Source organism: Kitasatospora sp. NBC_00315, from assembly GCF_041435095.1.
GTDB lineage: Bacteria > Actinomycetota > Actinomycetes > Streptomycetales > Streptomycetaceae > Kitasatospora.
This window is the reverse complement of the sequence record NZ_CP108025.1, coordinates 92,402-115,146: the sequence shown is the minus strand read 5'-3', so window position 1 is coordinate 115,146 and position 22,745 is coordinate 92,402. Positions and strand designations below refer to the sequence as shown.

Genomic DNA, 22,745 nt, shown 5'->3' with positions numbered 1-22,745 from the left:
CCTGTACCCGGGTACCGGATGCAAGTCAGGCAGGAGGATTCAGTGCACGGCCGGGCTGCGGCGCTCGATCAGCACGACGTCGCGCCAGACCCCGTGGTGGCGCCCGACGCGCTCGCGGGTGCCGATCACGCGGAACCCGGCGCGGGCGTGGAGGGCGAGGCTGGCGGTGTTCTCCGGGAACACCCCGGACTGGATGGTCCAGATCCCGGCGGATTCGGTGGAGGCGATCAGCGTCTCCAGCAGGGCGCCGGCCACTCCCCGGCCGCGCGCCGCGGGGTGGACGTAGACGGAGTGCTCGACCACCCCGGCGTACGCGGGCCGGGCGGACACTGGGCTGACGGCGGCCCAGCCCAGCACCTCGCCACCCAGGCCCAGCGCGACGTGGCGGTGCTCGCGCAGCCGTGCGGCGTCGAAGGTCTCCCAGCTGGGGGCGGTGGTCTCGAAGGTGGCATTGCCCTCCTCGATGCCCGCCCGGTAGACCGCCAGGACCTGCTCCGCGTGCTCGGGCCTCATCGGGGTGAGGGCGGGGACGGCGTGCGGCACCAGGCGCTCCTTCGGGTGGCAGGTCAGCGGGGCAGGTCGAGAAGGGCGGCCATGCCGGCCACCACGGACGGTGCGACCTTGTAGTAGACCCAGGTGCCGCGGCGCTCGCTGGTCAGCAGCCCGGCCTCGCGAAGCTTCTTCAGGTGGTGGGAGACGGTCGGCTGGGACACCCCGACGTCCTGGATGTCGCACACGCACGCCTCGCCGCCCGCGTGCGAGGCGATCTTCGAGAAGAGCCGCAGCCGGACCGGGTCGGACAGTGCCTTGAACATCGCGGCCATCCGCACCGAGTCCTCGGCGGACAGCTCGGCCGAGGTGATCGGCGGGCAGCACAGCACCGTGTCCGGCTCCAGGACCGGCGACAACTCCAGATTCGACATGCGTCTATGTTGACATCCGTCGATCCTGGGTGGCAAGGTCGAGATCGTCATCACATCGACGTTTGTCGAATCAAGCGGGCGGCCATCGTCATCGACCCGCCTCGTCTCGAAGGGGACCACCGCCATGTCCGAAGGCTCCGACCTGCCCGTCCTCGTCATCGGCGCCGGCCCCATCGGGCTGGCCGCCGCCGCCCACCTCACCGAGCGCGGCCTGAACGTCCTGGTGCTCGAAGCGGGCCCGGCGGCCGGCGCCGCAGTACGCGAGTGGGGCCACGTCCGACTGTTCTCCACCTGGGCCGAACTCGTCGACCCCGCCGCCGAGAAGATCCTCGCTCCCACCGGCTGGACCCGCCCCGACGGCGCCGCGTACCCGACCGGCGCGGAGTGGGCCGAGCTGTACCTGCAGCCGCTCGCCGACGCCCTCGGCGACACGGTCCGCTACAACACCCGGGTCACCGGCGTCGCCCGCGCCGGCCGCGACCGCGTCGTCGACTCCGGCCGCGAGGACCAGCCCTTCACCGTCCACGCCACCCGCGCCGACGGCACGGAGGAGCGCATCACCGCGCCGGCCGTCATCGACGCCTCCGGCACCTGGTCCACCCCCAGCCCGCTCGGCGCCGACGGCCTGCCCGCGATCGGCGAGAAGACCCACGCCACCCGCGTCTCCTACCGTGTCCCGGACCTGAAGGACCCCGCCGTCCGCTCCCGGTACGCGGGCAAGCGCACCGCCGTCGTCGGCTCCGGCGCCTCCGCCTTCACCACCCTCGCCACGCTCGCAGACCTCGCCAAGCAGGAGAGCGGCACCCACACCGTGTGGATCCTGCGACGCGGCATCACCGGCTCCACCTTCGGCGGCGGCAGCGCCGACCAGCTCCCCGCCCGCGGCGCCCTGGGACTTGCAGCCAAGGCCGCCGTCGAGAACGGCTACGCCAGCGCCCTCACCGGCTTCCGCACCGCCGCCGTCGAGCAGACCGGCGACAAGCTCGCCCTCGTCTCCGAGGACGGCCACCGCGCCGAGGACCTGGACGAGGTCATCGTCCTGACCGGCCTGCGCCCCGACCTGTCCTTCCTCGGCGAGCTGCGGCTCGGCCTGGACGAGCGCCTCCAAGCCCCGACCGCGCTCGCCCCGCTGATCGACCCCAACCAGCACTCCTGCGGCACCGTCTACCCGCACGGCGTCAACGAGCTCTCCCACCCGGAGCAGGGCGTCCACCTGGTCGGCATGAAGTCCTACGGCCGCGCCCCCACCTTCCTCGCCATGACCGGCTACGAGCAGGTCCGTTCGATCGCCGCCGCCCTGGCCGGCGACACCGAGGCTGCCGAGCGCGTCGAGCTCACGCTGCCCGAGACCGGGGTCTGCGGCGGCGCGGGCCTGTTCGATGAGCCCGGCGCCGAGCAGGGTGCGGGTGGTGGTTGCTGCGCGGCCCCGGCCGCCGCACCCGTCCCGGTTGCCATCAGCATCGGCGCTCCGGTGGAGGAGGCCCCGGTCGGCGGCTGCTGCTGACCTGATCCGCGCCGCAGGGCCGCGACCGGGCAGGGAGCCCGGTCGCGGCCCTACCCGGGCTGGCCCAAGACTGAAGCTCGGCCGGATCCTGTGCCTACCAGTCCGTTGTTCAGCCGTTGGCTCGACTCTCCTGGCCCGGCCCCTCGGGCAGGTGGGTCGCTCCGTGCGGAAGCCCTTCATGGCGCGTTCGCGGTGCCTGGTCGGCTGGTGGGAGTTCTCGGCCCGGTTGTTGAGGCCCTTGTGCGCGCGGTGCTCCACCGAGGCCATGAGCTCGCGCTGGGCCGCGTCGTAGGAACGGAGTTTGTCGGTCACCAGCACCCGGGGGACCCGGCACTGCTTCTTCGTCAGTTTGGCCATGAACCGCTTGGCGGCCTTGGCGTCCCGCTTCGACTGGACGAGGACGTCGAGCACGTTCCCGTCGTGGTCCACGGCCAGCCACAGGTAGTGCCGCTTACCGTTGATCTTGACGAAGACCTCGTTCAGGTGCCACTTGTCGCGGGCCGCGGGCCGCCGCCGGCGCAGGCCGTTCGGCCTGCCCGAACTTCAGGCACCAGCGGCGGATGGTCTCGTAGGACACGGTCACACCAGGCTGCAGCATCAGCTCCTCCACCTCCCGGAAGCTGAGCGGGAAGCGGAAGTACAGCCACACGCAATGCGAGATGACCTCCACCGGATATCGGTGGTTGCTGTACGACGGCAGCACGGACGACGCGGACGATTCCCCTCCCGGACACCGATGGCCCGAAGATCATCCCAGACCGCCCGACAACGTGACAGCACCCCTGGAGGCGTTGAACACCGCCCGACGCACGGTGCGCTACCTGGTCGGCTGGACGATCACCGAGGACGACGAGAAGGCGATCGCGAAGCTGCCGGCCAGTGCGTGGGAGACCTCCCTACGGCAGAGCGGAGAGGTCCAGGAGGGCTACAGCGTCGCGGAGTTGACCGGCCTGAACACCCGGCCCGGCTGGCCCATCGGCATGCGGCTGCCCGTGCGCCGGGTCCGCCCTGCCGGGCGGCACCAGAAGAAGCCGACCGCCTTCGAGAAGCGGACCGACTGGAAGTACTCGGTCATCGCCACGGACGTCCGGCACATGTGAGGGATCGCCGGCAAGGACCCGGCTGAGGCCGCGGCTCCGGGCCTGGAACGGGTGACGGCTCGGGCTCGGGCTGTGGCGGAGCCGGGGGTACGGGATCGGGTCCGCCCGGTCCAGGCAGCGGCCCGGGGTCAACCTCCGCAGCTGCGTCTGCCCCAGGCGCATCCAGCTACACCCTGCCCCGGGGAATAGAGGTTCGGCGGAGAACCCAGGAACGACAGGGAAAAGGGGCACGGGTCCGCGCCTCCCTTCGGGCCAGCCGCTTCGCGGCGCGCAGGGCCCGGACTTCGACCGCCCGGTGGCACGGCTGATCGAGCAGGTCACCGGGCACAACGCCCACGAGGAAGCCCAGCTCTTCCCCGCAGGTGCGCGCGGCGAAAGACCCCCCGGAGCTGCAGCACCTGGGACACCGGGTCCGGGATCCGAAGGACCACCGTCGAGCGTCTGATCATCAAGCTGAAGGCCTGGCGAGGCATCGCCACCCGGTTCGACAAGACCCCCGATAGCTGCCTCGCCGGCCTCCAGCTTCGCGCCTCGATGATCTGGATCGATGATCTCTTGCCGACCCCTGGCTGATCACAACATCACACAAGCCCTAGCCCGGTCCCGGCTCCGGCATGCTCGGCCGAAACGGTTCTGGCATTGGTGCCAAGTCGATTTGGCATCCTGGTGACGGGTTGCGCCTCGATGTGGGCGCGTCAACGGCTCGTGACGAATCCGTGTCCTGTCACGTCGGGGGGCACGGGTGCACCGAGCGGCGGGTGTGCTTGGAGGGAACCTCGCAGCACGCCCGTCCTCCCGTGATGTCACCGCCCGCTCCGCTGGCCGGCGCGGGGGAAGGACGCATGCCCGCATGCCGGACCCCCTGCTCGCGGCGCGGTGGCGGCCCAGGGGAACGGGTCGCGCGGGAACGAGGGCATGGCGCCGCCCTGGGGCGGCTCTGCGGCCAAGCCTGGGCGGCGGGCGGCGGAAATATCTGGGCGCTCGCCTCGCGCGCGCCCGGAGCGAAGCGTGCCTGCGGTAGAGGCCCGGCGGGGCCCGGACTCTACCGGAGCGACCGGAGACGGATCCTCCCGGTCAAGGCCGGTGCAGCGCGCCGCGCCAGGCCGGGCGCCTGTTCAGCCGGTGGAGGTCAGGAAAGTCAGGACGGACGCGCTCTCCTCGATCATCCGCACCAGCTGGTTGTTGAACGGCCCCCCGTGGGGTGCGGCGATGTGCTCCGCGAAGGCGGCCTCGCTCCGGTACACCTCGAAGATCCAGTACGCGCGGGGCTCAGATTCCTTGGTGAACACGTCGAAGACGAGGTTGCCGGGTTCCGCCCGGACCGTCGCGGCGAAGTCCGCCACCAGGGCGGCGACCCGCTCCTCGAAGCCGGGCTTGACCGTGAACTCGGCCAGCAGGGTCTTGTTCATGCCGTTTCCTTTCCGTCAGGGTGTCAGCGGGGGCTGCGCCCGCACAGCGTGTCGGGGCCGGAGACCGGCTGGTCTCCGGCCGCTTGTGATACCCGGCCGTACCGGCGCACGCTCCCGGGGGCGTCCGGGCACGGCGCGGCGGCGGCCCGGGCAGCCGTCGGTCCGGTGGGCCGGGCGGAGCGGCCCGGCTGCGGGTCGCGGCCTGTCCGGCGGGCGCGGTGCTGCCCGGGGCGGGTCCGGGCCGCCGTCAGCGGGGCAGGCCCGGCCGTCAGCGGGGTGCGGCCGCCGGCTCGGACTCCATCTGATGCGCCCACGGCGGGTTCGGGCCGGCGACCGAGCAGGTGAGGGCGGCGACCCGGGCCGCGTAGTCGCAGGCGTCGGACACCTCGTCGACGGCCAGGTCGTCCAGTCGTCCACCCAGGCGCCCGGCCCGGGACAACCGGTGGAGCAGGCCCGCCGTGAACGAGTCGCCGGCGCCGATGGTGTCCACGACCTCGACCCGCGGCGCGGGAGCGAACACCCGGACACCGTCGAGGGACGCGACCGCGCCGCGGCTGCCCAGGGTGATCACCACCAGTCGCACCCCGGCCAGGTGCCAGGCGTCACAGGCACGTTCGGGCGTCACACCCGGCATCAGCAGGTCCAGGTCGTCGGAACTCAGGCGCAGGATGTCGGCGAGTGCGCACCAGCGCGTCAGGCGGGCCCGGTAGACGGCCGGATCGACCAGCAGGGGGCGGACGTTGGGGTCGATCGAGACGGTCGCGCTGCCGCGCGCGCGGGTGAGGAGTTCCTCGATGCGCTCGCCGCCGGGGGTGCGCACCAGCGCGAGGGAGCCGGTGTGCAGGCAGGCGGCGTCCTGGGGGAGGGCGGCGGCGAGTTCGGCCCCGGTCCACTGCCAGTCGGCGGTGGCTTCGGCGTGGAAGGAGTACTGGGCCTGGCCGTGCTCGTCGAGGGTCGCGATGGCCAGGGTGCTGGGCTCGGGGGCGGCGACGACGCCGGCGAGGTCGACGCCGGAGGAGGCCAGGTGGGCGCGGAAGAGCGCGCCGAAGGCGTCGGAGGATATCCGGCCGAGGAAGCGGGTGGGGGTGCCGAGCCGGGCCAGTGCCGCGGCGGTGTTGGCCGGCCCGCCGCCCGGCAGGACGCGCAGAGCGAGCTCGCCGGGGCGGGGCTGGGTGGTGTCGGCGAAAGCGTCGGCGACGCACTCGCCGAGGACAGCGATCGGGCGCTGGACCATCGGTGCGCCTTTCGGGGGAGTGGGGTCTGGGGGCCGGGACCGAACGGTCCCAGATCTGGACTGCTGACTTCACGGAGCTGTTGCCGCAGGTCAGCGGGGATGATTGCGGTTGCGTTACCCAGTTGTTACGCCTGTGGGGCTTGTGACCCGGGTCTCGCAGACTTCATCATCTCTCCCAAGCGGATGTCAACGCTGACATAAGTCAACGATGACATTCCGATACCGCCGATCACGCCCTCACCACCCCGGGCCGCACCCCCCAGGAGCCACGATGTCCCTCGCCACCCGCCCCACCCTGATCAGAGCCGGCGCAGCCCTCCTGGCCGGCGGCATGGCGCTCACGCTCACCGCGTGCGGCTCCGGCTCGAAGAGCTCCACCGACACCGGCTCCGCCGGCGGAGCCGTCAAGGTCGGCCTGATCACCAAGACCGACACCAACCCCTTCTTCGTGAAGATGAAGGAAGGCGCGCAGAAGGCCGCCCAGGAGAGCGGCGCCACGCTCAGCACGGCTGCCGGCAAGTTCGACGGCGACAACGCAGGCCAGATCGCCGCCATCGAGAACATGGTGGCCGCCGGCGTCAAGGGCATCCTGATCACCCCCAGCGACTCCAAGGCGATCCTGCCCGCGATCAAGAAGGCCCGGGACAAGGGCGTCCTGGTCATCGCCCTCGACAGCCCGACCGACCCCCAGGACGGCACCGACGCGTTGTTCGCCACCGACAACAAGAAGGCCGGCCAGCTGATCGGCCAGTACGCCAAGACCGCAATGGCGGGCAAGACCGCGAAGATCGCAACCCTGGACCTCGCACCCGGCGTTGCCGTCGGCCAGCTGCGCCACGACGGGTTCCTGCAGGGCTTCGGCATCGCGGAGGGCGACCCGTCGGTGGTCTGCTCCCAGGACACCGGCGGCGACCAGGCCAAGGGCCAGACCGCGATGGAGAACTGCCTGCAGAAGTCCCCCGACATCAACGTCGTCTACACCATCAACGAGCCCGCCGCCCTCGGCGCCTACACCGCCCTGAAGGCCAAGGGCCGGGAGAAGGACGTCCTGATCGTCTCCGTCGACGGCGGCTGCACCGGCACCCAGGCCGTCAAGGACGGCAAGATCGCCGCGACCTCCCAGCAGTACCCCCTGGTGATGGCGTCCCAGGGCCTCGACGCGGTCGTCGCCTTCGCCAAGTCCGGTACCAAGGCGAGCGGTTACACCGACACCGGCGTCAACCTGATCACCGACAAGCCCCTGGACGGCGTCAACGCCCGCGACACCTCCTACGGCCTGGAGAACTGCTGGGGCTGACCTACCCCTCCCCGAACCAGCGGTCCGGTCCGGCTCTCCTGCCCCGACCCGGTCCGGACCGCTTCCACCCATCGCGATGCCGCCCGACGGGCGCCCGCGATCCGCTTCACCGGCAAGGACCTCTCATGACCACATCCACCGCCCCGTACGGGAACCTCACCGGGCCCACAACGCTGCGCCGGCTCGTGGCCGCCCCGACGGCCGGCCCGCTCGCCGCACTCGTGCTGGCCTGCGCCTTCTTCTCCCTGACGACAGACCAGTTCCTCTCCGGCGGCAACTTCTCGCTGATCATCCAGCAGGTGATGGTCGTCGGGGCGCTGGCCGTGGGACAGACGCTGATCATCCTGACGGCCGGTATCGACCTGTCCTGCGGCGCGGTGATGGCCTTCGGGTCGATCGTGATCGCCAGGACGGCCGCCCAGGGGACCGTTCCGCCGCTGGTGGCGATCGTGCTGGGCCTGGCGGTGTGTGCGGGCTTCGGCCTGGTCAACGGTCTGCTGGTGAAGCTGATCCCGCTCCCACCGTTCATCGTGACGCTCGGCATGCTGAACGTCGCCTTCGCGCTCACCCACATCTACTCCAACGAGCAGACCGTCACCGATCTGCCCAGCGAGCTGACGTTCCTCGGCACCACCTTTCCGCTCGGCGGCACCGACGTCACCTACGGCTCACTCGTCGCCCTCGCACTGTTCGGCGTGTTCGCCTACCTGCTGAGCAGCACACCCTGGGGCCGGCACGTCTACGCCCTCGGCAACAGTTCCGAGGCCGCCCGCCTCAACGGCATCCGCACCGGCCGCCTGACCATCGGCCTCTACACGCTCGCCGGACTGGTCTACGGCCTCGCCGCGCTGCTGCTGATCTCCCGCACCGGAGTCGGCGACCCGCAGGCAGGACAGACCGACAACCTCGACAGCATCACCGCGGTGGTCCTCGGCGGTACCAGCCTCTTCGGCGGCCGGGGCAGCGTGCTCGGCTCCCTGGTCGGCGCCCTCATCGTCGGCGTGTTCCGCAACGGCCTCCAGCTGATGGGCGTCGCATCCATCTACCAGACGCTGATCACCGGCGTCCTGGTCATCCTCGCCGTCACCGTCGACCAGATCTCCCGGAAGAGGACCCGCTGATGAGCGCTCCCACTCCCATCCCCGTGATCCAGGCCAGGGGTCTGGTCAAGCGCTACGGCCACGTCACGGCCATCGACGGCGCCGACTTCGACCTGCTGCCCGGCGAGGTCCTGGCCGTCATCGGCGACAACGGCGCCGGCAAGTCCAGTCTCATCAAGGCCCTCACCGGCGCCGTCACCCCCGACGAGGGCGAGATCCGCCTGAACGGCGAGGTCATCCGCTTCAACGGACCGCAGGACGCCCGGGCCCACGGAATCGAGACCGTCTACCAGGACCTCGCGGTGGCCGCCTCGATGGACATCGCCTCCAACATGTTCCTCGGCCGCGAACTGCGCCGGCCCGGCCCGCTCGGCAGCGTCCTGCGCATGATCGACAAGAAGCGGATGCGCGAGGAGGCCGCCGCGCACATGGCCGACCTCAAGATCGGCCTGCGCTCGCTCACCCAGTCGGTGGAGACCCTCTCCGGCGGTCAGCGCCAGGCCGTCGCCGTCGCCCGCTCGGTCGCGTGGGCCCGCAGCGTCGTCGTGATGGACGAGCCCACCGCGGCGCTCGGCGTCAAGGAGTCCGGACAGGTCCTCGACCTGATCCGGCGGGTCCGCGACAAGGGGCTGCCGGTCGTCCTGATCAGCCACAACATGCCGCACGTCTTCGAGATCGCCGACCGCATCCACGTCCACCGGATGGGGCGGCGCGAGGCCCTGATCAAGCCCTCCGACTACACGATGTCCGAGGTCGTCGCCATCATGACGGGCGCCCTCAGCGTCGACCAGGAGCACGGCGGTACTGTCGTGGCGGACGCCCGGGCCGTCAAGGCCGCCGGAGTCCGCCCCAACTGACCAGACAGTCCGAGCGCGGGCCCCGCTGAACACCACCGGAGCCCGCGCCCGGCGAAGCCGAACGGTGGGTACATGGCCTCGTCGCCCCGTCGCACGACGCTGCACGATGTGGCCCAGGAGGTCGGCGTCAGCGCCAAGACCGTCTCCCGGGTCCTGAACGGCGACGGGCCCACCTCCGAGGCAACCCGGGAGAAGGTCATGGCGGCAGTCGAGAAGCTCGGCTTCCAGCCCAACCTGATGGCCCGCAACATGCGCGTCGGCGGCCCGGACAGCACCGTCGGCCTGATCATCCCCGACATGGGCAACCCGTTCTTCGGCACCGTCGCCGGCGGCATCGAGAGCGCGGTGCGCGAGCGCGGGCTGACCCTGCTGATGGGCTCCAGCGCCGACGACCCCGAGCGGGAACGGGCGCTGATCACCACCTTCCTCGGCCGCCGGGTCAGCGCGCTGATGGTGGTGCCCGCAGCGGCGGCCGACCACGCCCACCTGCGGGCGGCCCGGACCGGCGGGATGCCGGTGGTCTTCCTCGACCGCCCCGGCACCGGGATCACCGCCGACAGCGTGGTCAGCTCCAACCGGGACGGCACCCGCGAAGGCACCGCCCACCTCATCACCGGCGGGCACCGGCGCATCGCCTTCATCGGCGACCGCCCGGTGACCCTCTACACCCGCCGCGAGCGCCTCGCCGGGTACCGCGAGGCACTCGAAGCCGCCCACCTTCCCTACGACCGCTCGCTCGTACTCGACGGTCACACCGAGGCCGAGGCCGCCGAGGCCGTCCAGCGAGTGCTGCACAGCCCACACCCGCCGACCGCGATCCTCGCGGCCAACAACTTCGCCGCCATGGGCACCGTCCGCGGCATGGCCCGCGCCGGCCGGCGCGACATCGCCCTCGTCTCCTTCGACGACCTCCCGTTCGCGGAGGTGCTGGAACCCGCCATCACCACGGTCGCCCAGGACCCGGCCGTCATCGGCACAGCCGCAGCCGAGATCGCCCTCGCCCGCCTCGACGGTGACCGCACCCGGGCCCGCACCGTCACCGTCCCCACCCGTCTAATCCCCCGCGGATCCGGCGAGCTTCCGCCCTCCGCCTAGCAGTACCGCACCGCCGCCCCCACCAACGGCCCGCCATGTCGCCGCGACCGCCGCCTTTCCGCCGTGCCTCGGCGCAGCCATGCCCCGACGAGCCGCGATCGCGCCCACCCCCACCCAAAGCTCTGCGAAGGAGCTCCCATGCCCGCGTCCCGACGTACCCGCGGTTCCTCGCTGGCCGTCCTGGCCACCGCCGTCTGCCTCGGACTGACCGCAGGGGATCCCCCGCGGTGGCCGACACCGCGCCCCTCCAGGAGCAGTACCGCCCCCAGGTGCACTACACCCCGGTGCAGACCCGGCTGCTCGCCCGCTACGGCCTCACCACGGCGATCGGCGGCGGCCCGACCAGGATGCGCGCCACGATGGCCGCCGAGACCTGCGCCCCGGGCGAGGTCCGCGTCCTGGCGGCGGCGAGAGCATGCACCGCGCTTGCCCTGAAGGTCCGGCGGGGTGCGGGTCGTGCGTGCCGCGACCGTTCGCGTGCTGTCCTCACCGTCCCCGAGCTGGGGCTTTCCTGCCGGTAGCGGCGGATGATCACGTCCGGATCACACTCTGCTTCATGCCTTGACGCTGTATCGGGCCGACTGCATACTCATTAACATCGAGTTAATCGATTAAACACATTGGTTGAAGCCGGACAGTAAGGGATCGTCGATGGCACGGGTGCGCATGGCGGATGTCGCCTCGGCGGCGGGGGTGTCCACCGCCACCGTTTCCATGGTGCTCAGTGACGCCCCCGGTACACGCACCCGCATCTCGCCGGAGACGCAGGCGCGGGTGCGCGAGGCCGCCGTGCGTATCGGTTACGCCCCCAACTCCGTTGCGCGCAGCCTTCGTACGCAGCGCAGCCGGACGATCGGGCTGATCTCCGACACCATCGTGACCACGCCGTTCGCGGGGCGGATGCTGGCGGGGGTGAACGACCTGGCCCGCGAGCACGGCTACTTGGTCGTCTTTGTGGATACCGATGACGACGTCGAACGGGAGCGGCAGGCGATCGCGGCCCTGGTCGGGCAGCAGGTGGAGGCGATGATCTATGCCCGGATGTGGCACCGGGTGGTGGCCGCGCCGGCCGGGTTGCCGGATTCCACGGTCTTTCTCGACTGCCGACCCGTGGGCGACAGCCGACCCGCGACGGTGCCGGACGAGCGCGCCGGCGGTGCGGCCGCGACGCAGGAGCTGATCGCTGCCGGCCACCGGAGGATCGCCTACGTCGACGGCCTCGAAGACACCGGGCTCGTCGCCTGCGGCTTGCGTCACGAGGGCTACCTCTCGGCGTTGGCCCAGGCGGGAATCACCGCCGACCCGCTGCTGCACGTGCGGGGAACCACGGATGCAAGCGGCGGCCGGGGTGCGGCCGAAGAGTTGCTCGCTCTGCCCGTCGAGCGCCGGCCGACCGCGATTTTCTGCTTCAACGACCGTATGGCGATGGGTGTCTACTCCGCCGCGCGCCGTGCGGGCCTGGACATCCCGGCAGACCTGTCGGTGGTGGGTTACGACGATCAGCAACTGGTCGCCGCCGAACTGGACCCGCCGCTGACCACGGTCGCACTGCCGCACTACGAGATGGGGCGCTGGGCGATGGAGGTCGCTCTGGGCCTGCGGGAGACCGAGCCCGGCGTCCCGCTCCTCATGCCGTGCCCGATCATTCGTCGGGACTCCGTGGGTCCGCCGTCGGAACCAGCTTCTATCTGAGACCGACGGCGGACTCACCTTTACTGGTTGGCAGTTGGAGCTGCCACCAGCACCGGGGCCGACGTAGGGCGTCGACCCCAGAAAGGGACATAATCGTGCGTCAATCCCTGTCCATCATAGCAGCGGCGGGCCTTCTCGCCTCGGTCTCCCTGACCGGCTGCGCAAAGGCGAGCCACGACGGGTCCGCGTCGGGCGGCGGTCCGGTCCAGATCACCATGTGGACCCACTCGGCCGGAAACCCCGGCGAACTGGCGGTCTACAAGAAGATCATCACCGACTTCAACGCCTCGCAGAGCAAGTACCAGGTCGTCCAGCAGAACTTCCCGCAGGGCTCCTACAACGACGCGATCACCTCGGCTGCCGCCGCACACAAGCTGCCCTGTCTGATGGACATGGACGGCCCGATCATGCCGAACTGGGCCTGGGCCGGCTACCTCCAGCCGCTCAACCTGCCCTCCTCGCTCATCGACGGCCTGCTGCCGACCGCCGTGGGCCGCTACAAGGGCGAGGTCTACTCCGCCGGGTACTGGGACGCCGCGATGGCGATCTTCGCCCGCAAGTCCGTGCTGACCGAGGCCGGAGTCCGCGTCCCGACCGTGGACCAGCCCTGGACCCTGGACGAGTTCAACGCGGTCAACGCCAAGCTCAAGGCCGCCGGCTACGACACCCCGCTCGACCTGGGCGCCGCCGACAAGGGCGAGTGGTGGTCCTACGCCTACTCCCCGATGCTCGCGAGCGCCGGCGGCGACGAGATCGACCGCACCGCGATGAAGTCCGCCGACGGCAAGCTCAACGGCCCCGACGCCGTGCGCTTCTTCACCTGGTTCCAGCAGGCCTTCAAGAAGGGCTGGACCAACAACAACGGCCCCGTCGGCAACCAGAACTTCATCGACAACAAGGTGGCGCTCAGCTACACCGGCGTCTGGAACGCCCAGGACGCGCTGCAGAAGGTCGGGTCCGATCTGCTGGTACTTCCGCCGGTCGACTTCGGCCACGGCGCGAAGATCGGCGGCGCCTCCTGGCAGTGGGGCATCTCCACCGCCTGCGGCACGCAGCAGAGCGAGGGCGCCCGCGCCTACCTGCAGTACAGCTTCCAGGACAAGTACCTGACCGACTTCGCCGACAGCCAGGTCGTCATCCCCTCCACCAGCACCGCCGCCGCCGCCTCGAAGTACTTCGGGCCGAACGGCTCCCTGCACCAGTTCGCCGAACTGTCGCAGAAGTTCGCACTCGCCCGCCCGGCCACTCCCGGTTACCCGGTGATCTCGACCACTTTCGAGAAGGCCGCCAAGGACATCATGAACGGCGCCGACGTGAAGTCGACGCTGGATACCGCGGTGCAGGCGATCGACAGCGACATCTCGTCGAACAACAACTACGGCAGCTGACGGGTCGGCCCCTTCTGGGGCCCCGACCCGGCCGCCGCCCGACGCCGCCGTGCGCGGACCGGGCGGCGGCCGGCGGCCAGAGCGCCGATCGCTCCGGAAAGGCATCCCTTCATGACGGCGACCTATCGGCTGGACAGCACCTCCGCCGCCCCCGCCCCTCAGAACGCTCCCCCCGCCAACGACTCTCCGGCCACCGCGCGGCGCGCCGGCCGCCGGGCGACCGGGCGCGCCCGCCGCGCCGAGACCCGGGCCGGCATCGCGATGGCCGCGCCGGCGATCCTCCTCCTGCTCGGTTTCCTGATAGTGCCGGTCCTGCTGGGCTTCGCGCTCGCCTTCACCAACGCGCGACTGATCTCACCGGAGCCCACCAGGTTCGTGGGCTGGGACAACTTCGTCCGGGCCTTCACCATCGACCCGAGCTTCTTCCACTCACTGATCAACACCTTCGCCTTCGCCGCCGTGGTCGTCCCGGTCCAGGCCGGCTTCGGGCTCTTCCTGGCCCTGTTGGTCAACCAGAAGATCCGGGGCGTGACCGCGTTCCGCGTGATCTTCTTCATCCCCGTCGTCACCTCGATCGTCGTGGTGTCGATTCTGTGGAAGTTCATGTACCAGGGCAACGGGCTGGTGAACTCCTTCATCAACTCGGTCACGTTCGGCGCCTGGCAGGGCACGGCCTGGCTGAACAACCCGAACACCGCCCTCGGCGCGATCATCGTGCTCTCGATCTGGCAGGCCGTCGGCTTCCACATGCTGATCTGGCTCTCCGGACTGCAGACCATCCCCCAGGAGCTCTACGAAGCGGCCCGCATGGACGGCGCGGGGACCTGGCAGCAGTTCAAGAACGTCACCTGGCCCTGCCTGCGGTCGACCAGGGTCTTCGTCCTGATCACCATCACGATCGCCGCCCTCGGCCTCTTCGTGCAGATCGACGTCATGACGCAGGGCGGACCCGTCGACTCGACCACCACCCTGGTCTACCACGCGGTGCGGGTCGGCTACAGCCAGCAGCAGATCGGCTACGGCTCCGCGCTCTCGCTGATCTTCTTCGTCATCGTGCTGATCATCGCGCTGGTGCAGCGCTTCCTCACCCGCGACAAGGACTGAACCATGGCCCGATCCCACGACATCCCACACGCGCAACGGCAGCTGCGCCGCCGCCGCCGCGTCTGGTCCTACCTGGTACTGACCGGCCTGGCCCTCTTCTTCCTCTTCCCGCTGGTCTTCATGTTCGTCTCCAGCCTGAAGCCGGACGGGCAGATCCTCTCCGACACCGACAGCTGGCGCGCCTTCCTCCCGTCCGGCCACATCAGCCTGGACAACTACAGGGGCGTCTTCGCCCGCGTCCCCGTGGGCCGTTTCCTGTTCAACTCGATCCTGGTGACCGTGCTGATCGTCGGTCTCGGCCTGGTCGTCAACTCGATGGCAGGTTTCGCGCTCTCCCGGCTGCGCTGGAAGGGCCGCAGACTCGTCCTGATGCTGGTCATCGCCACCCTCATCGTCCCGTTCGAGACGATCGCCGTGCCGATGGTCTACTGGGTCGCGCACCTGCCCACGCTGCTCTTCCAGGACGGCAGCCTGGTCTACGACATCGGCTGGCTCGACAGCTACAAGGTGCAGATCATCCCGTTCGTGGCGAACGGCTTCTCCATCTTCCTGTTCGCCCAGTACTTCTCGACCATCCCCACCTCGCTGGATGAGGCCGCCAGAATCGACGGCGCCGGCTGGTTCACCATCTACCGCCGCATCGTCGTCCCGCTGTCGGGCCCCGCCTTCGCAACGGTCGCGATCCTGACCTTCCTGCCGGCCTGGAACCAGTACCTGTGGCCTTCGATGGTCGTCCAGGACGAGAAACTGCGCCCGGTCATGGTCGGCATGCAGTACTTCTTCCAGGACACCACCGCCTGGGGCGAGGTCATGGCGTACGCCTCAATGATCACCATCCCGGTGCTCCTGGTCTTCCTCGCCTTCCAGCGGGCCTTCGTCAGCAGCGTTGCCGCGAGCGGCGTCAAGGGCTGACCCCGCCGCCGCCACCCCTCCTCCCACGACCGCCTGTACCGCCCGCGTCCGGGCCGCGCCTCGGCGCGGCCGGCACGGCTGCACAGGCATGCCCCGAAAGGCCCCTGCCTCCATGTTCGCTCTGCCCGACTCCTGGGTCTGGGACTTCTGGTTCGCCGACGACGGGGAGCAGTACCACCTGTTCTTCCTCTACGCCTCCCGCGCCCTCCACGACCCCGAGGCCCGGCACTACCGAGCCTCGATCGGCCACGCCGTCTCGGCCGACCTCACGCACTGGACCCGCGTCCAGGACGCACTGGTCCGCGCGGACGTCCCCGCCTTCGACGACCTCGCCACCTGGACCGGCTCCGTGGTCCGCCACCCGGACGGCACCTGGTTCCTCTTCTACACCGGTTCCACCCGCGCGCCCGAGGGCAAGAACATCCAGCGCATCGGCTACGCCACCAGCCCCGACCTGATGACCTGGCACAAGTCCGACACCCCTCCCCTCGGCGCCGACCCGCGCTGGTACGAGACGCTGCAGCAGGGACAGTGGCACGACGAAGCCTTCCGCGACCCGTGGGTCTTCCCCGACCCGGCCGGCCGCAGCTGGCACATGCTGATCACCGCCCGGGCCACCCACGGGCCGGCCTTCGAGCGCGGCGTCGTGGGCCACGCGGTCTCCACCGACCTGCGTCACTGGGAGGTCCGCCCACCCCTCTCGGCCCCCGCTGTCCGGGGCTTCGGGCAGCTGGAGGTGACGCAGACCGAGATCGTGGACGGCCAGGCGGTGCTGCTCTTCTCCTGCCTGGCCGAGCACGCCTCGCAGCAGCGCCGCGCCACCGGCACCCGCGGCGGCATCTGGGCCGCTCCGGCGCAGAGCCTGCTCGGTCCCTACGACATCGACGCCGCCGAGCAGGTGACCGACGACCGCTTCTACAGCGGCAAGCTGATCCGCCGCCGCGCCGACGAACGCTGGATCCTGATGGCCTTCCACCACACCGGCCCTGACGGCGCCTTCGTCGGCAGCATCAGCGACCCCATGCCGGTGGCCTGGGACGGCCGCCGACTGACCGTCGACGCCCCCACGCCGACCGGTGTCCTGAGCGCCGACTGCACCCCCGTGGCCACCGGCGCCTGACACCCACACTCTTCGCCGGGGCCCCGGGACAGGGCCCCGGCGGGCTCCCGCCACCCATCGAGAAGGCCAGGAGGCCGACGTGTTCTCCCGCTCTTCGCACCACCCCCACACCCCCGCCCCACAGGCGTACAGACGCAGAAACCCCAGAACCGCCCTGCGGCTCGGCCTGGTCGTTCTCCTCGCGCTCGCCGCGACGGTCCTCGGCCCCACCGCCCCGCCGAAGGCCCGGGCCGCCGACACCTACCGGGACGTCTACCACTTCACCGTCCCCGACCACTGGAAGAACGACCCGCAGCGGCCCATCTACGTCAACGGGGCCTTCCAGTACTACTACCTCTACAACGCCGACTACGACCAGACGGTCGGCACCGCCTGGCGCATGGCGACCACCACCGACAACGTGGTCTTCCAGGACCAAGGCATCGCCGCCCCGAAGAAGACCAACGCCAACTACGACCTCTGGTCCGGGTCCACTGTCGTGGACACGAACAACACGGCCGGCTTCGGCGCCGGTGCGATCGTCATGCTGGTCACCCAGATGGACCACCCGACCGCCGGCCAGATCGCCAACGGCTCCGGCCCCCAGGCCCAATTCCTGTGGTTCTCCACGGACGGCGGCCGCAACTTCCGCCCCTACGGCGACACACCCGTCATCCCCAACGCCGGCCGCGCCGACTTCCGCGACCCCAAAGTGCTCTGGGACGCCGGGCGCCAGCGCTGGGTGCTGCTCGCCACCGAGGGCGACCGGATCGGTTTCTTCACCTCCCCCGACCTGAAGAACTGGACCTGGGCCTCGGACTCCGTCCACACCGGCCTCGGCTCCCTGGAATGCCCCGACCTCTTCCAGCTGCGCGCCGACGACGGCACGCTGCACTGGGTACTGGGCATGAGCGCCAACGGCTACCTGACCGGTGCCCCCAACACCTACGCGTACTGGACCGGCACCTTCAATGGCACCACCTTCATCCCCGACAGCACCGCACCGCGCTGGCTCGACCACGGGTTCGACTGGTACGGCGGCGTCACCTGGGAAGACCCGGCCGCCCCGCTCGACCACCGCTTCGCGATGGCCTGGATGAACAACTGGGCCTACCCCCACACCACTCCCACCTGGACGAACGACGGCTTCAACGGCACCGACTCGATCACCCGCCAGATCAGCCTCAAGCACTACCCGGACGGCTACGCGCTGGCCTCGCAGCCCGTTGCGGCCCTCGCCTCCCACGCAACCCGGACCACCAGTCTCGGCACCGTCACCGTGAACGGCTCCACCCCCCTGAGCTACCACGGCAACGCCTACCAACTGGACGCCGACGTCAGCTGGACCTCACTCGACAACGTCGGCGTGCAACTGCGCGTCTCCGCGGACGGCACCCGACACGCCGACGCCGGGATCTACCACGACTACAGCTACCTGAACCGGGCCCAGACCGGCAGCCCGGACACCACAGGGCAGCACCAGGAGAGCCACGCGCCCTGGGACCGCACCAAGACGTCCGCCCACCTGAAGATCCTCGTCGACCGCACCACCATCGAGTACTTCCTCGACGACGGCCGCTACGTGCACTCGAGCGAGGTCTTCGCCAACCCGGCCGACGGCGGCATCAACCTCTTCGCCAGCGGCGGCGCCGCGACCTTCACCAACCTGACGATCACCGAATTCGCCAACGTCGCCCAGCGACCGGCCAAACCGCTTGCCGACTTCGAAGGCACCTCCTACGGAGCCGGCTGGACCACCACCGGCAGTTTCGCCGGAACAGCACCGAGCGCCGAGATCCTGACCGGCTCAGTCGGCAAGCAGGTCCTGGACACCTTCGCGGGCGCCGACGCCGCCACCGGCACCATCACCTCCGCCGGCTTCACCATCGACCGCAACTCCCTGCACTTCCTGATCGCCGGTGGCAACCACCCCCTCGGTCAGCCCGGCGCCACCAGCGTCAACCTGCTCGTCAACGGACAGCCCGTGCGCACCGCGACCGGCAACGACACAGGCGTGCTCAGACCGGTCAGCTGGGACCTCTCCACCCTGCAGGGACAGACCGCACAGATCCAGATCCTCGACGACGCCACCGGGAACTGGGGACACCTCATCACCGACCAGTTCGTCCTCAGCGACTGAGCACCGGCCGATCCACGGGCGGGGGGACCCAGCCTGCGGGAAACCCCGCCCCACCCTCCCCACACCACGAAACCCAAGCCCGCCGAAGGACTCTCACCAGATCCCGCATCACCCGACGAAGCGCTCCCCCGTCACAGCAGGAGGCCTTTCATGCACCAACCCCGTCGGCGCCGCCGCATGCTGGCCGTCGCACTGACTGCCGCAGTGGCGCTCCCCGCGCTCACCGCAGCCGGCAGCCCGGCAGCGACCGCCTACAACGAGCCCTACCGGCCGCAGATCCACTACACCCTCCCCGACAACTGGATAGGAGACCCGAACGGCCTCGTCTACCGCGACGGGCGCTACTACCTGTACAGCTACGGGACCTGGCAGGGTGCAGTCAGCTCGGACCTGGTCCACTGGCAGAACATCCCCGTGACGGGCCCGCAGCCCGACCCCGGCAGCAGCGCCTTCTACTCCGGAAGCGCCGTCGTGGACAAGGACAACACCAGCGGGTTCGGCACCCCCGGACACCCGCCCATGGTCGCCTACTACACCAGCCAGATGGCCAACGGGGACCAGACGCAGTCCCTCGCCTACAGCACCGACAACGGCCGGACCTGGACCCGCTACGCCGCAAACCCCGTTCTGGACCTCCACTCCCAGAACTTCCGCGACCCCAAGGTGTTCTGGTACGCACCCACGCACAGCTGGCTCATGGTCATCACCCTGTCCGACCAGCACAAAGTCTCCTTCTACCGCTCACCGGACCTCAAGCAGTGGACCCACCTGAGCGATTTCGGACCCGCAGGCTCCACCAGCGGAGTCTGGGAGATGCCCGACTTCTACCAGCTGCCCGTCGACGGTAACCCACACAACACGAAGTGGGTCCTGAGCGTGAGCGTCGGCAGCACCGGCGTGCAGTACACCACCGGAGAATTCGACGGCACGAACTTCACCTCCGACGACTCGGCCACCTACAACCCGCCCCCCGGCGACCCCCTGGACGGCTACGAGTCCGGCAGCTACGGGAACTGGACCACCACCGGCACCGCCTTCGGCACCGCACCCGCAACCGGCGCCCTCCCCGACCAGCAGCCCGTCACCGGAAATTCCGGCACCTACCTCGCCAACAGCTACCACGGCGGCGACACCTCCACCGGCACGCTCACCTCGCCCGCCTTCACGGTCACCAAGCCCCACCTGAACTTCCTCGTCGGCGGCGGCCACAACCCCTACACCCCCGACACCGTGACCTACGGCACCCTGCCTCCCGGAACCGTCTTCGAGGACTTCTCCGGCGCCACCTACGGCACCGGATGGACCAGCACGGGATCGTTCGCCAACTCCGGCCCCTCCAGCGAGAGCCTGCCGGGCCAGATCAGCCCCAATGCACTCGACACCTTCGCCCCCGACGGCGATCCAGGCACCGGAGCCATCACCTCCCCGACCTTCACGGTCAACAGCCCCTACATCGACCTCCAGATCGCCGGCGGCAACCACCCCTGGGGACAGGCCGGACCGACCGCAGCCAACCTGATCATCGGGGGCAAGGTCGTTGCCACCGCAACGGGCGACAACAGCCCGAACCTCACCTGGACGAACTGGGACGTGAACCAGTACCGGGGCCAGCAGGCCCAGATCCAGATCGTCGACGAGAGCAACGGATCCACCGGCTGGGGACACCTCATGGTGGGCGACATCCTCTTCGCCGACGCCCCGGCCAAGCCCTGGGACACCCAGACCTCCGTGAACCTCATCGTCGACGGCCAGGTCGTCCGCTCCGCCACCGGCGCGAACAGCGAGAACCTGGACTGGACCTCCTGGGACATGAGCGACCTGGTCGGCAAGCAGGCCCAGATCCAGATCGTCGACCACAGCAACGGGGGCTGGGGACACATCCTGGCCGACGACTTCAGCCTCAGCAACGCACCCGCACTGGACGCCAACCAACGCGCCCACTGGGTCGACTACGGCGCCGACTTCTACGCGGCCAACACCTGGAACGACACCCCCAGCGGCCAGCGCGTCGGCATCGCCTGGATGAACAACTGGGACTACGCCAACCAAACCCCCACAACCCCTTGGAAGGGCGCCGAAACCTTCCCCCGCACGCTCTCCCTGCGCACCATCGACGGGCGAGTGCAGCTCGTGCAGAAACCTGTGGACAGCCTCAACGCACTCCGCACCGGACCCACCTTCAGCGCCAAGAACCTGACCGTCTCCAACACGACCACACCACTGAACGTCAACGGCAAGACCCTCGAGCTCACGGCGCACCTCACCGCCGGCACCGCCGGCAAGTTCGGACTCAACATCCGCACCCGAGCCGGACAGCAGTACACCCAGATCGGCTACGACACCCACACCGGGAAGCTCTACCTCGACCGCACCCACTCCGGCGCCACCGCCTTCAGTCCAGCCTTCCCCAACGTGAAGACCGCCCCCCTGGCCCTCGACCACGGAGCGGTGACCCTCCACATCCTCGTCGACGCCTCCTCCGTCGAGGTCTTCGCCGACCAGGGCCAAGTCACCCTCACCGACCAGATCTTCCCGGACACCACCAGCACCGGCGTCAGCGCCTTCGCCGACAACGGCACAGCCACCCTCGACACCCTCAAGGCGTGGCAACTCAAATCGATCTGGAAGTGACCAGACCCCGCGGCCCGGCACAGCTCCAGCAGCACCGTGCCGGGCCGCGGCCCGAGCGCTCTCCACCGCCCCACCGCCACGCCCCACCGCCCCCCCGACGGGAGTCCGAACCTCGTGAACCCGCCCCCCGCCGAGATCCTGGTCATAGGGGAGTCCGTCGCGGACATCGTCCGCGCAGCGGGCCGCCCCGATGTCGCCCACCCAGGCGGCAGCCCGGCCAACGTCGCCCACGGGCTCGCCCGCCTGGGCCGCCCGGTCGCGCTGCTCACCCAACTCGGCAACGACCCCTACGGGGCGCTGATCCGGGACCACCTCGACCATGCCGGTGTGCGGCTGCTCACCGACGGCCAGCGCGGCGCCGTCCGCACACCTTCCGCCAGGGTCGACCTGGACCGGGACGGCAAGGCCTCCTACACCTTCAACATCGCGTGGACGCTGAGCGCCCCCGCCTCGACGGACCTCGCCGTGCCCCCGGGGCACGTCCACTTCGGCTCCATTGCGGCCGTCGCCGCTCCCGGCGCCGAGTCGACCCTCGCACTCGTCCAGGCTCTGCGGCAGCGCGCAACCATCAGCTACGACCCCAACATCCGGCCCGCCCTCATGGGCGAGAGCCGAGAGGCGCTGCCGCAAGTGGAGCGGTGCGTGGCCCTCTCAGACGTGGTCAAGGCCAGCGACGAGGACATTGCCTGGCTCTACCCAGACGAGCCGGAAATCACCGTGGCGGCCCGCTGGCTTTCGCTCGGAGCGTGCTTGGTGCTGATCACTCGGGGAAGCGCGGGGGCGACAGCCTATTCCGCCTCCCACACAGTCCTCGTCCCGGCGCGTCGGACCACAGTCGTCGATACCGTCGGCGCGGGTGACGCCTTCATGTCCGCAACACTGCACACCCTGCAGACCCTGGCGCCCAGCCGTGACGCGATCGCCTCGCTGACCGCGCCGGACATGACCTCCGTGCTACGCCACGCCGGAACGGCTGCGTCGCTAACAGTCTCCAGAGCCGGGGCGAACCCCCCGACGGCCCATGAACTTGCCGCCGGCTCGGGCGAGGAGGCCATACCCGCCACCCCGATCCCGGCTCCAGGGAGATGACAGTGTGAGCTCAAGGTGTCGGGCGCCCCTCCGCTGCCGCCGATCATTTTCCACCCGTTCTTCCTGGGCTGTCCGCCGGCCGGCCCGCGTGCCCGGCCGTGCCTGGCTGATCCGGCGGGGTCGGCGCGTCGGCCCGGTCGTCGCTGGGCTGTCCCTCCGCCACCGTCGTTG

At 70.2% G+C, this 22,745-nt stretch carries 19 protein-coding genes and 1 pseudogene; 15 read left to right on the top strand and 5 right to left on the bottom strand.

Annotated elements, in window-relative coordinates:
• Nucleotides 1-39: 39 nt before the first annotated feature.
• A complete protein-coding gene (locus tag OG823_RS00545) occupies nt 40-513 on the bottom strand; it encodes an N-acetyltransferase family protein (RefSeq protein WP_371484259.1) in 474 nt (157 codons plus the stop codon).
• Between the two features lie 53 nt (nt 514-566).
• Complete coding sequence (locus OG823_RS00540) at nt 567-923, bottom strand: ArsR/SmtB family transcription factor (protein ID WP_371476478.1); 357 nt, start codon at nt 921-923, stop codon at nt 567-569.
• Nucleotides 924-1,047: 124 nt separating this feature from the next.
• On the opposite strand from OG823_RS00540, the gene OG823_RS00535 reads away from it, so the two are divergent.
• Nucleotides 1,048-2,427, top strand: a complete 1,380-nt coding sequence (locus OG823_RS00535) for an FAD-dependent oxidoreductase (protein WP_371476477.1) — start codon at nt 1,048-1,050, stop codon at nt 2,425-2,427.
• A 162-nt stretch (nt 2,428-2,589) separates the two neighbouring features.
• On the opposite strand, the pseudogene OG823_RS00530 reads toward OG823_RS00535, so the two are convergent.
• A pseudogene (locus OG823_RS00530) lies at nt 2,590-3,130 on the bottom strand (IS6 family transposase); the annotation flags it as partial.
• Nucleotides 3,131-3,197: 67 nt separating this feature from the next.
• On the opposite strand from OG823_RS00530, the gene OG823_RS00525 reads away from it, so the two are divergent.
• Nucleotides 3,198-3,527 (top strand): hypothetical protein, encoded by a 330-nt coding sequence (locus tag OG823_RS00525; protein ID WP_371476475.1) that lies wholly within the window; start codon nt 3,198-3,200, stop codon nt 3,525-3,527.
• A 1,115-nt stretch (nt 3,528-4,642) separates the two neighbouring features.
• Here the strand turns inward: OG823_RS00525 and OG823_RS00520 are convergent.
• On the bottom strand, nt 4,643-4,936 hold the full coding sequence (locus OG823_RS00520) for a putative quinol monooxygenase (protein ID WP_371476474.1): 294 nt from the start codon (nt 4,934-4,936) through the stop codon (nt 4,643-4,645).
• A 268-nt stretch (nt 4,937-5,204) separates the two neighbouring features.
• The gene (locus OG823_RS00515) at nt 5,205-6,170 is read right to left on the bottom strand and encodes a carbohydrate kinase (RefSeq protein WP_371476473.1); all 966 of its coding nucleotides are present in this window, start codon (nt 6,168-6,170) and stop codon (nt 5,205-5,207) included.
• A gap of 331 nt (nt 6,171-6,501) precedes the next feature.
• Here OG823_RS00515 and OG823_RS00510 point away from each other — a divergent pair, with 331 nt between their 5' ends.
• The 13 genes from OG823_RS00510 to OG823_RS00450 all read left to right on the top strand — a co-directional run bounded on the left by OG823_RS00510 (nt 6,502) and on the right by OG823_RS00450 (nt 22,574).
• Nucleotides 6,502-7,467 (top strand): sugar ABC transporter substrate-binding protein, encoded by a 966-nt coding sequence (locus OG823_RS00510; protein WP_371484258.1) that lies wholly within the window; start codon nt 6,502-6,504, stop codon nt 7,465-7,467.
• 125 nt (nt 7,468-7,592) lie between these two features.
• The gene (locus OG823_RS00505; RefSeq protein WP_371476471.1) at nt 7,593-8,588 is read left to right on the top strand and encodes an ABC transporter permease; all 996 of its coding nucleotides are present in this window, start codon (nt 7,593-7,595) and stop codon (nt 8,586-8,588) included.
• Nucleotides 8,588-9,424, top strand: a complete 837-nt coding sequence (locus OG823_RS00500; RefSeq protein ID WP_371476469.1) for an ATP-binding cassette domain-containing protein — start codon at nt 8,588-8,590, stop codon at nt 9,422-9,424. Before OG823_RS00505 ends, OG823_RS00500 begins: the two co-directional genes overlap by 1 nt.
• Before the next feature lie 72 nt (nt 9,425-9,496).
• Complete coding sequence (locus OG823_RS00495) at nt 9,497-10,519, top strand: LacI family DNA-binding transcriptional regulator (RefSeq protein ID WP_371476468.1); 1,023 nt, start codon at nt 9,497-9,499, stop codon at nt 10,517-10,519.
• Nucleotides 10,520-10,746: 227 nt separating this feature from the next.
• Complete coding sequence (locus OG823_RS00490; protein ID WP_371476466.1) at nt 10,747-11,040, top strand: hypothetical protein; 294 nt, start codon at nt 10,747-10,749, stop codon at nt 11,038-11,040.
• 103 nt (nt 11,041-11,143) lie between these two features.
• The gene (locus OG823_RS00485) at nt 11,144-12,211 is read left to right on the top strand and encodes a LacI family DNA-binding transcriptional regulator (protein WP_371476464.1); all 1,068 of its coding nucleotides are present in this window, start codon (nt 11,144-11,146) and stop codon (nt 12,209-12,211) included.
• Nucleotides 12,212-12,306: 95 nt separating this feature from the next.
• Nucleotides 12,307-13,599, top strand: a complete 1,293-nt coding sequence (locus tag OG823_RS00480) for an extracellular solute-binding protein (protein ID WP_371476463.1) — start codon at nt 12,307-12,309, stop codon at nt 13,597-13,599.
• Nucleotides 13,600-13,710: 111 nt separating this feature from the next.
• Nucleotides 13,711-14,703: a carbohydrate ABC transporter permease gene (locus OG823_RS00475; RefSeq protein ID WP_371476461.1), complete on the top strand. Its 993-nt coding sequence runs from the start codon at nt 13,711-13,713 to the stop codon at nt 14,701-14,703.
• Nucleotides 14,704-14,706: 3 nt separating this feature from the next.
• Nucleotides 14,707-15,615, top strand: coding sequence for a carbohydrate ABC transporter permease (locus tag OG823_RS00470; protein WP_371476460.1), 909 nt, complete (start codon nt 14,707-14,709; stop codon nt 15,613-15,615).
• A gap of 112 nt (nt 15,616-15,727) precedes the next feature.
• Nucleotides 15,728-16,735: a glycosyl hydrolase family 32 gene (locus OG823_RS00465; RefSeq protein ID WP_371476459.1), complete on the top strand. Its 1,008-nt coding sequence runs from the start codon at nt 15,728-15,730 to the stop codon at nt 16,733-16,735.
• Between the two features lie 79 nt (nt 16,736-16,814).
• Nucleotides 16,815-18,854 (top strand): glycoside hydrolase family 32 protein, encoded by a 2,040-nt coding sequence (locus OG823_RS00460; protein WP_371476457.1) that lies wholly within the window; start codon nt 16,815-16,817, stop codon nt 18,852-18,854.
• A 150-nt stretch (nt 18,855-19,004) separates the two neighbouring features.
• Nucleotides 19,005-21,485, top strand: a complete 2,481-nt coding sequence (locus tag OG823_RS00455; RefSeq protein ID WP_371476456.1) for a GH32 C-terminal domain-containing protein — start codon at nt 19,005-19,007, stop codon at nt 21,483-21,485.
• A 114-nt stretch (nt 21,486-21,599) separates the two neighbouring features.
• A complete protein-coding gene (locus OG823_RS00450; RefSeq protein ID WP_371476455.1) occupies nt 21,600-22,574 on the top strand; it encodes a carbohydrate kinase in 975 nt (324 codons plus the stop codon).
• The last annotated feature ends 171 nt before the right edge of the window (nt 22,575-22,745 follow it).